The following is an 11,325-nucleotide window of genomic DNA, read 5'->3' as shown; positions in this document are numbered from 1 at the left end:
ACGCAACCTCAGCCGGTGGGCACGACGGGCGGGTGGGATGGAGGGGGTGCCGGGCGTGCCCGGTCGGGAGCGGTGGAGCGGGGCTGAGCGGGGCTATACGGCCATGCCGTACACGATGGTGAACAGCGTGCCCAGCGATCCGATGATGAAGACGCCCGTGAGCCCCGCGATGATGAGGCCCTTGCCCTGTTCGGCACTGAACGTGTCCCTCAACGCGGTGGCGCCGATGCGCTGTTTGGCCGCCCCCCAGATGGCGATGCCCAGGCAGAGCAGGATGGCGACAGCCATGACCACCTCGATCATGATCTTGGCCTCGTTGCCCAGGCTGCCGAAGGGGCCCCAATCCGGAGCGATCCCGCCGATGATGGTGTTGATGTCTCCCTCGTCGGCCGCGAAGAACATGTAAGTCACCGCCCCTGTATGGGTAGTTCCACTTCCCCTGCGGTCGTGCAGAGGTCAGGCATCATTGTCGCTGAAAATGACGCTGCCGCATGTCGACTTGGCGTCATCCGTTAGAAGGTTTCGTACGAATAGCCGTATCGTCACTCTGTGTATCACACGGAGTAACGCCGAGCAACGAAGCGGGGCTCCTTCTTGAGGGCGAGGGGGCGCGGGTGGGGGGTGCGGGCACGTGCACGGGCGTCGCCCGTTCCAAAGGTGCCTCCACGTGGACCAATTCGTGTGGCAAGGTCGGTCGACGTGGACGCACTGCGAGCTCAAGACCCCGCGCGGATAGGCGCGTACACGGTGCTGGCCCGCCTCGGCGCGGGCGGGATGGGGCAGGTGTATCTCGGGCGGTCACCCGGCGGCCGGCTGGTGGCGATCAAGGTGATCCGTGACGAGATCACGGATCATCCGGAGGCGCTCGCCCGGTTCAGACGCGAGGTGGAGACGGTGCGTCTGGTCCGGAGTGCGTACACCGCGAACCTGATAGACGCGTCGCTGGACTCGTCCCCCCACTGGCTGGCGACCGAGTACGTGTCGGGCCCGACGTTGAGCAAGGCGGTGGGGGTGCGCGGGCAGATGCCGCCCGAGACCTGCCGCCGCCTGTTCGCGGCGCTGGCGGAAGGGCTCGCGGCCGTGCACGGGCAGGGGGTCACGCACCGGGACCTCAAGCCCCAGAACGTACTGCTCGCCGCGCAGGGGCCGCAGCTGATCGACTTCGGCATCGCCCGCGGAGTCGGGCAGACGGCACTCACCGAGGCGGGATCCGCCCCGGGCACACCCGGCTTCACCGCGCCCGAGGTGCTGATGCGCAATGAGGTCGGGCCCGCGGCCGATGTGTTCGCGCTCGGGGCGACGATCGCGTACGCCGCGACGGGCAGGCCTCCCTTCGGCGTCGGCGAGGCTGCCGCGGTCAGCTATCGCGCGGTGCACCAGCCAATCGATCTCTCCGGCGTGGAGCCCGAACTGGCGGGGCTGATCCAGCACTGTGTGGCCAAGGACCCGGCGGCGCGCCCGCGACTCGACGAGGTGATCGCTCGATGCCGGGTCGCGGCTGCACTCGTTGAGGACGTGTTCTATGCGGGACTGACGACCTTGGCCGAGGCGGTGCCGACGGTCGGCGATGTCGGCCTACCGCCGCAACCGGCGCAGTCGCCGACGGTGGGACTGCATGCCCTACCGACGTCCCCGTCGCCATACGTTTCCGGCTATACGCCCACACAGGCGAATCCTCTTGTTCCACCGGGGCGGCGTCGTCCCGCCTGGCTCATTGCCGTGGCGGCGGGGTTGGTGACCGGCGTGGTGACGGCGGCGTTCGTCCTGCTATCCAGTCAGGGCAAGGACGATCAAGGCACGGATGGCAAGGAGACGAGCGGGACCGCACAGCCCGGTGTCACGTCGAAGGCCCCCACGCACGCAGGAAGCGAGGAGCCGAAGATCCAGCCGCCGATGTACGTGGAGCAGACGAATCCGTCCCGGGACTACTGGACGGGCCAGGCGGACTCGCAGTACGGCGAAGGCGCCTGCCAGCTGCCCGCGGAGGAGCGTAACGAGCACTTCCAGTTCGGAATCGCGGCAGCGGGTTCCAACGAGCCGTACACCTCGGGCCAAGGGCGTATCTCCTTCCGCCTGAAATACGCAGCGCCAGAGGCGGGGGAGTCCTACTTCGTGGCTGTCTCGGTCAAACCGCCGCACGAGATCGATCCGGAGACCGGCCGGCCGTACGAGGGCGGCCTGCAGCAGAACCTGGACCTGGGCTACACGAGCGAGCCGATCGACCTGTACGAGGGGCACAGCAGCGACGAGATCAGCCAGGGCGTGGAACTGACATACCCCGACGACTTCCAGAAGTTCGTCCGTGGCAAGAAGTACAGCGATGCCATCCCGATCGAGAACGACCCCGGTGACTGGACCGTGCTCTTCCTGCACGTCCAGGGGCCCAAGCAGTACGCCAGTATCGCCTGTCACGGATTTGTCGCGAAGTAGCTCACACGGACGCCCATCAGGCTGGTAAATGACCCATAAACCGGGGTGCGATAGGGGAGAGTTGGAGCGTGCGGAAGGTATGGGTGGCCGGTGGCGCCGCCATCGGGTTGGGACTGAGCTTCGTCATGCTGCTCGTCGTCGGCGTCTACGTCGTCGCCGGCAACCTCGTCAACGGGGTGGGCGGTGCAGGCAAGGCGCTCGCCAAGGGGTCGGTCCCCGCCGCATACCAGACGCTCGTTCAGAAGTGGGGCAACCTCTGCCCGGCCATCAACCCGGCGTTGCTCGCCGCGCAGCTCTATCAGGAGAGCGGGTGGGACCCGGACGTCGTCAGCCACGCTGACGCGCGGGGCATCGCCCAGTTCATTCCCGGAACCTGGGCTGCCCACGGCATCGACGGGGACGGCGACGGCGACCGTGACATCTGGGACCCGAATGACGCGATTCCATCGGCGGCGTCGTACGACTGCGAACTCGCGAAGTACGTGAAGGACGTACCCGGGGACACAACGAACAACATGCTCGCCGCGTACAACGCCGGTGCATACCGGGTCATCAAGTCGGGCGGGGTACCCGCGATCACCGAGACCCAGAACTACGTCGAGCGGATTCGGGCGTTGGAGGAGAGTTTTGCTGCGCCGGTGGGGCGGGTGGATCCTTCGCGGCAGGCGGCGGGGGCCATCGCGTTTGCGCAGAAGAAGCTCGGGACGCTGTATCTGTGGGGCGGTAACGGTACCGCTGACCAGGGCGGACGGTTCGACTGTTCGGGGCTGACCAAGGCGGCGTACGAGAGTGTGGGGATCACCCTGCCGCGGGTGGCGAACGACCAGTACAACGCGGGGCCGCACCCTGAGCGGAGCGAACTGCTGCCCGGCGATCTGGTGTTCTTCTCGGACGACCTGACCAATTCCCGCGCCATCCGGCATGTGGGCATTTATGTCGGCGGCGGGTACATGATCGACGCGCCCCGGACCGGTGCCGTGATCCGATTCGACCCGATCGACACACCTGACTACTTTGGTGCCACCCGGGTGACCGAAGATGGCGCGAAAGCGCTCCCCACGACCGTGTGAGCGGAGCGTTAACTCTCCCCCTGAGCTGCGGAGATGCATCTCTCTTCGATAACGTCTGCGTGATCATTCGGTGGAGTGTGGAACGTATCAACGGGAGCCGTGCGTTCCTGTTGTCGTAGCCGAGCGGACGAGCGGGTCTACAAACCACGGGGGTGGCAGGAGCGGCGTGCGCACCGTGCGCCGGAAGATATGACGAAGGGGCCGCAGCACCATGGCTGGACTCGCCGATTCCGGGTCGAACCCCGACGTCGACCTGCTCTATGACATCAATGGCCTCGCCAAGGACGCGCCGCCGTGGTTCGACCGGATCATGGAGTTCGTCGGCGAGTACGGGCTGCTCTTCGCCATGGTGCTGCTGGTGCTGTGGTGCTGGTGGGGTGTGCGCCGGCGGGGCGGAGAGGACGCGGCGCCGTCCGTCGCCGCCCTGGCGTGGGCGCCGCTCGCGGCCGGTGTCGCGGTGCTGGTGAACGTGCCGATCCGGGGGTTCGTGGAGCGGCCCCGGCCGTTCAACGACCATCAGGGCCTCGAAGTCCTGGTGCAGGGCAAGACCGACTACTCGTTCGTCAGTGACCACGCGACGATCACCATGGCGCTCGCGGTCGGGCTCTTCGTCGCCAACCGGAAGTTCGGGCTCGTCGGGCTCGTGATCGCCCTTCTCGAAGGCTTCTGCCGCGTCTACATGGGCGTGCACTACCCGACGGACGTGGTGGGCGGGCTCGCGCTCGGTACGGCCGTCGCGCTGCTGCTCTCGCCGCTCGCCATGGCGTTGCTGACGCCGCTGACGCGAGCGATCGAGCGGTCCCCGCGGGCCGGGTGGCTCATCACGGCCCGGGGGCGGCACCACGTCGAGGAGGGCCGGGTCGCCCCGGGCGCCCGGAACGGTGCGCAGGGGACCTCCGAGGAACGGGATCTGGCGGCCTGAGCCGCCGGGCCGTCCCCACCACCGCACACCCTCGCGCCGGCCCCTGAGGGGGGCGCGTCACCCGCCCGTGTGGTTCTGGGCGTCCTTTCTCGCCTGACTTCTGGCCCTCCGGGCCGGGCCCCGCCAGCCACAGGTGCAGCGGGCCGTGCAGAAGCGGCCCTGTTCGGTGGTGGTCGTGGTGTGGTCCCCGGGCAGTACCGGGCCCTCCTGGTCGGTCACGCCGACAACGGTATCGCTCGGCGTGTCGGCGTGACGGGGTCACTTACCCGTCGTTAACCGACACGACAGGCGGCCCGTGTCGGACGGAGCGGGGGTAGCAGGCATGGCTCGGATGCGTGGCGTGGTGGCCGGGATCACGGCCGTGTGCTGTCTGGGATTCGGCAGTGTGGGCTGCGCGCGGAGCGACGCCGCGACCCGGGGAGTTCCCGCCGGGGATCCGGTGCGGGTGCTCCGTCAGGCGGCCGAAGCGCTCGTGGAGACCGGGACGTCCCGGGCGCGCACGTCCCTGGAGATGGCCACCGGCGGCACCCGGGTCACCATCCGGGGCGAGGGCGTGTACGACTACCGGAAGCGGCTCGGCCGGCTCGAGGTGCTGCTGCCGCAGGACCCGGCGGGGGACACCGCACGGCTGCCCATCACCGAACTGCTCGCTCCCGGGGCGCTGTTCATGAAGAACCGGGGGGCCGGGGTGCCCGCCGACAAGTGGGTGCGGGTGGACACCGGGACGCTGTCCGACGGGAACCTCGTCACCGGCGGGGCCACCGACCCGTTCGCCGCCGCCGAGGTGCTGCGCGGTACGCGCTCGGCGACGTTCGTGGAGCGCACCGAGGTCGGGGGGACGGCGGTGCGCCACTACCGGGGGACCGCCGACCTGGGGCAGGCCGCGCGGGGGGCCTCGGACGCGAACCGGAAGGCGCTGGCCGCGGCGGCGAAAGGGTTCGCCACCGCCCGGGTGCCGTTCGACGCCTACCTCGACGACCAGGGGCGGCTGCGCAAGGTGCGGCACCGCTTCAGCTTCGTCAACGGCCGGCAGGACGAGCCCGTCGCGGTCTCCTCGACCACCCTGCTGTACGGCTTCGGGGCCCCGGCCGACGTGCGGCTTCCCGAGGACGAGGACATCTACGCGGGCCGGATCGCCGAGCAGTGAGCCGTGCGGTGAGCCGAGCGGTGAGCCCGGCGTGCGGCGCGGAGTGACCGGCCTGAACTAGCCCTTCCGTGCCATGCGCGGTGCGTGGGGCGCTCCCTACCCTAGGAAGTCGGTGACGACAGAGGTGAGGTGAGGCGCGTGGCCCCGCTCGGCGGTGGGACGGTTCCTGTTCAGGATCACGTGGCGCTCGCCGAGATCGAGCTGTGCGGCGAGTTGATCATCGCCGCGTCCAACGCCGAGGAGCGGCTCAGCCTGGAGAGCATCGACGAGGTGCTGAGGGTGGCCGAGACGCGCGCCGAGTCCGCCGGGGCGTGAGGCCGCTCAGGTCCGCAGCATCCGGGCGATGGCCTGCGTGGCTTCCTTGACCTTCGCGTCGATCTCGTCGCCGCCCTTGACGGCCGCGTCCGCGACGCAGTGGCGCAGGTGCTCCTCCAGCAGCTGCAGCGCGAACGACTGCAGGGCCTTGGTGGAGGCGGACACCTGGGTGAGTATGTCGATGCAGTAGACGTCCTCGTCGACCATCCGCTGCAGACCGCGGATCTGTCCCTCGATGCGGCGAAGGCGCTTGAGGTGTTCCTGCTTCTGCTTGTGGTAGCCGTGGATGCCGCGGTCGTGATCGGTCACGATGTCCGTCGTGTCGGACACGTCCCGCACGTCGGTTGCGCCTGTTGCTTCCGTTACATCGGTCGTGTCGGGGGTGGAGGGCGCGTTCGCGCCGGTCTCGGTGGTCGTCATCGCGTCCTCCTGGTGCACTGGCGGGCGACATATACCCCTGGTGGGTATATGGTACCGAACTTTGCTGGGTAGAGGCCTCTTGGCCGATGCCGAGCGCGACGGCCGGAAACAGACCGCGGACCGCCCCCGTATCCATCACTCTGCCCGATGGGCGACACTGGTGGGCGGCCCGTTAGTCGTGGCCGGGTGGTGCGCCTAGCATCAGCCTGACCGAAACCGATGCATACCGAGGACCCCACGTGCGCTTTCGTCTGACCCCCAGGGAGACGAGCTTCTACGACATGTTCGCCGCGTCCGCGGACAACATCGTCACGGGCTCGAAACTCCTGATGGAACTGCTCGGGGCGGACCCCTCCGCCAGGGCCGAGATCGCAGAGCGTATGCGGGCCGCGGAACACGCCGGTGACGACGCCACGCATGCGATCTTCCACCAGCTGAACTCCTCGTTCATCACGCCGTTCGACCGTGAGGACATCTACTCCCTCGCGTCGTCCCTCGACGACATCATGGACTTCATGGAGGAGGCCGTCGACCTGGTCGTCCTCTACAGCATCGAGGAACTGCCCAAGGGCGTCGAGCAGCAGATCGAGGTCCTGGCGCGGGCGGCGGAGCTGACCGCGGAGGCCATGCCGCACCTGCGGACCATGGAGAACCTCACGGAGTACTGGATCGAGGTCAACCGGCTCGAGAACCAGGCCGACCAGATCCACCGCAAGCTGCTGGCCCACCTCTTCAACGGCAAGTACGACGCGATCGAGGTGCTGAAGCTCAAGCAGGTCGTGGACGTACTCGAGGAGGCGGCGGACGCCTTCGAGCACGTGGCGAACACGGTGGAGACCATCGCCGTCAAGGAGTCCTGAGCCTTTTATGGACACCTTCGCTCTGGTCGTGACCATCGGCGTCGCGCTCTTCTTCACCTACACCAACGGCTTCCACGACTCGGCGAACGCGATCGCCACGTCCGTGTCGACGCGTGCGCTGACCCCCCGGGCGGCGCTGGCGATGGCGGCCGTGATGAACCTGGCCGGCGCGTTCATGGGCTCCGGTGTCGCCAAGACCGTCAGTGAGGGGCTGATCCAGACGCCCGAAGGGTCGAAGGGGATGGGCATCCTCTTCGCCGCGCTGGTGGGCGCGATCGTCTGGAACCTGATCACCTGGTACTTCGGACTGCCGTCGTCCTCGTCCCACGCGCTGTTCGGCGGCATGGTCGGGGCCGCGCTGGCCGGCGGCACCACGGTGTACTGGAACGGGGTGGTCGACAAGGTCGTCATCCCGATGTTCGTGTCGCCGGTGGTCGGTCTGCTGGCCGGTTATCTGGTGATGACCCTGATCATGTGGCTCTTCCGGCGGGCCAATCCGCACAAGGCCAAGCGCGGGTTCCGGATCGCGCAGACGGTCTCCGCGGCGGGCATGGCGCTGGGGCACGGTCTGCAGGACGCGCAGAAGACGATGGGCATCGTGGTGATGGCGCTGGTCATCGCGGATGTCGAGGACTACGGCGATCCGATCCCGGTGTGGGTGAAGATCGCCTGTGCGGTGATGCTGTCCGCGGGGACGTACGCGGGCGGCTGGCGCATCATGCGGACGCTGGGGCGGAAGATCATCGAGCTGGATCCGCCTCAGGGGTTCGCGGCGGAGACGACGGGGGCGTCGATCATGTTCGGGTCGGCGTTCCTGTTCCACGCGCCGATCTCCACGACGCATGTGATCACTTCGGCGATCATGGGTGTGGGGGCGACGAGGCGGGTCAAGGCCGTGCGGTGGGGGGTCGCCAAGAACATCGTTCTCGGGTGGTTCATCACCATGCCGGCGGCTGCCCTTGTGGCCGCGTTGTCGTTCTGGCTGGTGAATCTGGCTGTGCTGTAGCCGGTACCTGTGTCTGCGCTGGGCGGGGGGTGTTTTCGCTGCTCGGCGTCGCGAGGTGCCGCTGCGCCCACCCGTGCCGCCCCGCGGCACGACTGCCCGCAGCTGCGTAGGTGGATGTGGAAGGGCCCGCCCCCGGGAGTTTGGGGGCGGGCCCTTCGGCCTCGCGGTGGCACCGCCATGCAGCACCGCGAGGAGCTCGGTCGGCTCAGCCGAAGCGGCCGGAGATGTAGTCCTCCGTGGCCTGGACCGACGGGTTGGAGAAGATGCGCTCCGTGTCGTCGATCTCGATCAGCTTGCCGGGCTGGCCGACGGCCGCCAGGTTGAAGAACGCCGTACGGTCGGAGACCCGCGCCGCCTGCTGCATGTTGTGCGTCACGATGACGATCGTGAAGCGCTCCTTCAGCTCACCGATCAGGTCCTCGATCGCGAGGGTGGAGATCGGGTCCAGGGCGGAGCAGGGCTCGTCCATGAGCAGCACGTTCGGCTCGACCGCGATGGCGCGGGCGATGCACAGGCGCTGCTGCTGGCCGCCGGACAGGCCCGAGCCCGGCTTGTTCAGCCGGTCCTTGACCTCGTTCCAGAGGTTGGCGCCCCTGAGGGACTTCTCGACGACGTCGTCCAGCTGGGACTTCTTGTACTTGCCGTTCAGGCGCAGGCCCGCCGCCACGTTGTCGTAGACCGACATGGTGGGGAACGGGTTCGGGCGCTGGAAGACCATGCCGACCTCACGCCGCACGGCGACCGGGTCGATGCCCGCGCCGTACAGGTTCTCGTCGTCGAGCATGACCTTGCCGTCGACCCTGCCGCCCGGGGTCACCTCGTGCATGCGGTTGAGCGTGCGCAGGAAGGTGGACTTGCCGCAGCCGGAGGGGCCGATGAAGGCCGTCACGGAGCGGGGCTCCACGGTCATCGAGATGTCCTCGATGGCCAGGAAGGAGCCGTAGTAGGCGTTGAGGCCGCTGACGTCGATGCGCTTGGCCATGGGTATCACTTCTTCTTTCGAGTCCGGGGAGGCCTTCAGCGACCGGTCTTCGGGGCCTTCCAGCGGGCGATGCCGCGGGCCACCAGGTTGAGGATCATGATGAACGCGATGAGCGTCAGGGCTGCCGCCCAGGCACGGTCGTAGGCCGCGCCGGAGCCGCCGCTGTTGGCGAACTGCAGATAGATGTACATCGGCAGGGACGCCTGCGGGTCGGAGAACGGGTTGGTGTTGATGAAGTTCGTGACCCAGACCAGCAGCAGGACGGGGGCGGTCTCACCCGTGATGCGGGCGATCGCGAGCATGACGCCGGTGGTGATGCCGCCGATGGAGGTCGGCAGGACCACCTTCAGGATCGTGCGCCACTTCGGCACGCCCAGGGCGAGGGACGCCTCGCGCAGCTCGTTCGGGACGAGCTTGAGCATCTCCTCCGTGGAGCGCACGACCACCGGGATCATCAGGATGGACAGGGCCATGGAGCCGGCGAAGCCGGAGGGGCCCATGTCCAGCAGCAGGATCCACACGCTGAGGACGAAGAGACCGGCGACGATGGACGGGATGCCCGTCATCACGTCGACGAAGAAGGTGACGGCCTGCGCGAGCCGGCCGCGCCCGTACTCGACGAGGTAGATCGCGGTCAGCACGCCGATCGGCACGGAGATCAGGGTCGCGAGGCCGACCTGCTCCAGGGTGCCGATGATGGCGTGGTAGATGCCGCCGCCGGGCTCGGTGTCGGCGACCACGCCCATCGAGTGGGTGAGGAAGTAGCCGTCGAGCACCTTCACACCGCGCTTGACCGTCTCCCAGATCAGGGACGCCAGCGGGATCAGGGCCATGAGGAAGGCGACCCAGACCAGGCTGGTCGCGGTGCGGTCCCTGGCCTGGCGACGGCCCTCGACCTTCGCGGAGATGCCGTACGAGCCGAGGACGAACAGCAGGGACGCGATCAGCGCCCACTGGATGTCGCTCTGCAGGCCGGCCGCGGTGCTGATGCCCAGGCCCAGCACGACGGCGCCCGCGGCGACCGCCCACGGGAACCACTTCGGCAGGGTCGCGCCGCGCAGCGAGCTGGGCTTGGGGGTAAGGGTTGCGTGGCTCATGCGTTGGCCCCCGAGTACTCCTTGCGGCGGGCGATGATCAGCCGGGCCGCGCCGTTGACCAGCAGGGTGATGACGAAGAGGACGAGACCGGAGGCGATCAGCGCGTCCCGGCCCATCTCGGTGGCCTCGTTGAACTTGCTGGCGATGTTCTGCGCGAAGGTGCCGCCGCCGGTGTCGAGCAGGCTGAGGTTGATGTCGAAGCTCGAGGAGAGCACCATCGCCACGGCCATCGTCTCGCCGAGCGCGCGGCCGAGGCCCAGCATCGAGGCGGAGATGACGCCGGAGCGGCCGAAGGGCAGCACCGACATGCGGATGACCTCCCAGCGCGTGGCGCCGAGGGCGAGGGCCGCCTCCTCGTGCATGCGCGGGACCTGCCGGAAGACCTCGCGGCTCACGTTGGTGATGATCGGCAGGATCATGATGGCGAGCAGGATGCCGACGGTGAACAGCGAGCGCGGGGCGCCGTCGTTCCACTCGAAGATCCCGGTCCAGCCGAGGTAGTCGTCCAGCCAGCCGTACAGGCCCTGCAGGTGCGGGACGAGGAAGAGGGCGCCCCACAGGCCGTAGACGATGGACGGGACGGCGGCGAGCAGGTCGATCACGTAGCCGATGAGGCCGCCGAGGCGGCGCGGGGCGTAGTGCGTGATGAACAGCGCGATGCCCACCGAGACCGGCACGGCGATGACCATGGCGATGACCGACGACACGATGGTGCCGAAGGCCAGGACCGCGATGCCGAACTCCGGCGGGAGGCCGCTGGGGTTCCACTCGAAGGTGGTGAAGAAGTTCGCCTCGTCCTTGCTGATGGCTATGGAGGCGCGGTACGTCAGGAAGGCCGCGATGGCGGCCATGAGGACCAGCACGAAGATGCCGGATCCACGGGAGAGTCCCAGGAAGATCCGGTCGCCGGGGCGGGTGGCGCCGCGTGCGGCGCGCTTGCTCTCGGGCGTGGTCGGTGCGGGTGCTGGGGGAGCGGTGGTCTGCTGTGTGGTGGTGTCCATCGGGTTCTCCGGTCTGCGGAGCCGCCGGGGCGGGCGGCTCGGTCGGAGCCGTCCGGGGGCCGGGGGCTCCTGATG

The 11,325-nt window shown here is 68.5% G+C and carries 13 protein-coding genes; 7 read left to right on the top strand and 6 right to left on the bottom strand.

Going from position 1 to position 11,325, the window contains the following annotated elements:
- Nucleotides 1-93: 93 nt before the first annotated feature.
- Nucleotides 94-402 (bottom strand): hypothetical protein, encoded by a 309-nt coding sequence (locus CNQ36_RS16345; RefSeq protein ID WP_004929725.1) that lies wholly within the window; start codon nt 400-402, stop codon nt 94-96.
- A 297-nt stretch (nt 403-699) separates the two neighbouring features.
- Here CNQ36_RS16345 and CNQ36_RS16340 point away from each other — a divergent pair, with 297 nt between their 5' ends.
- The 3 genes from CNQ36_RS16340 (at nt 700) to CNQ36_RS16330 (ending at nt 4,422) form a co-directional block, all read left to right on the top strand.
- Nucleotides 700-2,430: a serine/threonine-protein kinase gene (locus tag CNQ36_RS16340; protein ID WP_163013279.1), complete on the top strand. Its 1,731-nt coding sequence runs from the start codon at nt 700-702 to the stop codon at nt 2,428-2,430.
- A 125-nt stretch (nt 2,431-2,555) separates the two neighbouring features.
- Entirely contained in the window at nt 2,556-3,500 is a 945-nt protein-coding gene (locus tag CNQ36_RS16335) for a C40 family peptidase (RefSeq protein WP_121548481.1), read from the top strand.
- Nucleotides 3,501-3,711: 211 nt separating this feature from the next.
- Entirely contained in the window at nt 3,712-4,422 is a 711-nt protein-coding gene (locus tag CNQ36_RS16330; RefSeq protein WP_004929728.1) for a phosphatase PAP2 family protein, read from the top strand.
- A 57-nt stretch (nt 4,423-4,479) separates the two neighbouring features.
- Here CNQ36_RS16330 and CNQ36_RS34720 read toward each other — a convergent pair whose 3' ends face one another.
- Nucleotides 4,480-4,641, bottom strand: a complete 162-nt coding sequence (locus CNQ36_RS34720; RefSeq protein ID WP_163013278.1) for a hypothetical protein — start codon at nt 4,639-4,641, stop codon at nt 4,480-4,482.
- Nucleotides 4,642-4,744: 103 nt separating this feature from the next.
- Here CNQ36_RS34720 and CNQ36_RS16325 point away from each other — a divergent pair, with 103 nt between their 5' ends.
- Together CNQ36_RS16325 and CNQ36_RS16320 are read left to right on the top strand one after the other, a co-directional pair.
- A complete protein-coding gene (locus CNQ36_RS16325) occupies nt 4,745-5,569 on the top strand; it encodes a hypothetical protein (protein WP_121546551.1) in 825 nt (274 codons plus the stop codon).
- A gap of 129 nt (nt 5,570-5,698) precedes the next feature.
- Nucleotides 5,699-5,884, top strand: coding sequence for a hypothetical protein (locus CNQ36_RS16320; RefSeq protein WP_084828185.1), 186 nt, complete (start codon nt 5,699-5,701; stop codon nt 5,882-5,884).
- A 6-nt stretch (nt 5,885-5,890) separates the two neighbouring features.
- Here the strand turns inward: CNQ36_RS16320 and CNQ36_RS16315 are convergent, their stop codons facing one another.
- Nucleotides 5,891-6,304: a metal-sensitive transcriptional regulator gene (locus CNQ36_RS16315; protein ID WP_004929733.1), complete on the bottom strand. Its 414-nt coding sequence runs from the start codon at nt 6,302-6,304 to the stop codon at nt 5,891-5,893.
- Nucleotides 6,305-6,543: 239 nt separating this feature from the next.
- Here CNQ36_RS16315 and CNQ36_RS16310 point away from each other — a divergent pair, with 239 nt between their 5' ends.
- Complete coding sequence (locus tag CNQ36_RS16310) at nt 6,544-7,164, top strand: DUF47 domain-containing protein (RefSeq protein WP_004929735.1); 621 nt, start codon at nt 6,544-6,546, stop codon at nt 7,162-7,164.
- A 7-nt stretch (nt 7,165-7,171) separates the two neighbouring features.
- A complete protein-coding gene (gene pitH / locus CNQ36_RS16305; RefSeq protein ID WP_121546550.1) occupies nt 7,172-8,170 on the top strand; it encodes a low-affinity phosphate transporter PitH in 999 nt (332 codons plus the stop codon).
- Between the two features lie 205 nt (nt 8,171-8,375).
- Here pitH and pstB read toward each other — a convergent pair whose 3' ends face one another.
- From pstB to pstC, 3 genes are read right to left on the bottom strand one after another with little or no spacing between them, the layout of a single operon-like run.
- Nucleotides 8,376-9,152, bottom strand: coding sequence for a phosphate ABC transporter ATP-binding protein PstB (gene pstB / locus CNQ36_RS16300; RefSeq protein ID WP_004929737.1), 777 nt, complete (start codon nt 9,150-9,152; stop codon nt 8,376-8,378).
- A gap of 35 nt (nt 9,153-9,187) precedes the next feature.
- Nucleotides 9,188-10,249, bottom strand: a complete 1,062-nt coding sequence (gene pstA / locus CNQ36_RS16295) for a phosphate ABC transporter permease PstA (RefSeq protein WP_004929738.1) — start codon at nt 10,247-10,249, stop codon at nt 9,188-9,190.
- Nucleotides 10,246-11,250, bottom strand: a complete 1,005-nt coding sequence (gene pstC / locus CNQ36_RS16290) for a phosphate ABC transporter permease subunit PstC (RefSeq protein ID WP_004929739.1) — start codon at nt 11,248-11,250, stop codon at nt 10,246-10,248. The genes pstA and pstC overlap by 4 nt, the downstream gene beginning before the upstream one ends.
- Between the last annotated feature and the right edge of the window lie 75 nt (nt 11,251-11,325).

Origin of the sequence: Streptomyces fungicidicus (assembly GCF_003665435.1) — a bacterium.
Taxonomy (GTDB): Bacteria; Actinomycetota; Actinomycetes; order Streptomycetales; family Streptomycetaceae; genus Streptomyces; species Streptomyces fungicidicus.
This window is presented reverse-complemented; position numbering and strand designations above follow the sequence as displayed.

Coding starts and splice junctions, on each gene's coding strand:
- pitH (WP_121546550.1), top strand. CDS start 7,172: ATGGACACCTTCGCTCTGGTCGTGACCATCGGCGTCGCGCTCTTCTTC.
- pstA (WP_004929738.1), bottom strand. CDS start 10,249: ATGAGCCACGCAACCCTTACCCCCAAGCCCAGCTCGCTGCGCGGCGCG.
- CNQ36_RS16325 (WP_121546551.1), top strand. CDS start 4,745: ATGGCTCGGATGCGTGGCGTGGTGGCCGGGATCACGGCCGTGTGCTGT.
- CNQ36_RS16345 (WP_004929725.1), bottom strand. CDS start 402: ATGTTCTTCGCGGCCGACGAGGGAGACATCAACACCATCATCGGCGGG.
- pstC (WP_004929739.1), bottom strand. CDS start 11,250: ATGGACACCACCACACAGCAGACCACCGCTCCCCCAGCACCCGCACCG.
- CNQ36_RS16335 (WP_121548481.1), top strand. CDS start 2,556: ATGCTGCTCGTCGTCGGCGTCTACGTCGTCGCCGGCAACCTCGTCAAC.
- pstB (WP_004929737.1), bottom strand. CDS start 9,152: ATGGCCAAGCGCATCGACGTCAGCGGCCTCAACGCCTACTACGGCTCC.
- CNQ36_RS16330 (WP_004929728.1), top strand. CDS start 3,712: ATGGCTGGACTCGCCGATTCCGGGTCGAACCCCGACGTCGACCTGCTC.
- CNQ36_RS16315 (WP_004929733.1), bottom strand. CDS start 6,304: ATGACGACCACCGAGACCGGCGCGAACGCGCCCTCCACCCCCGACACG.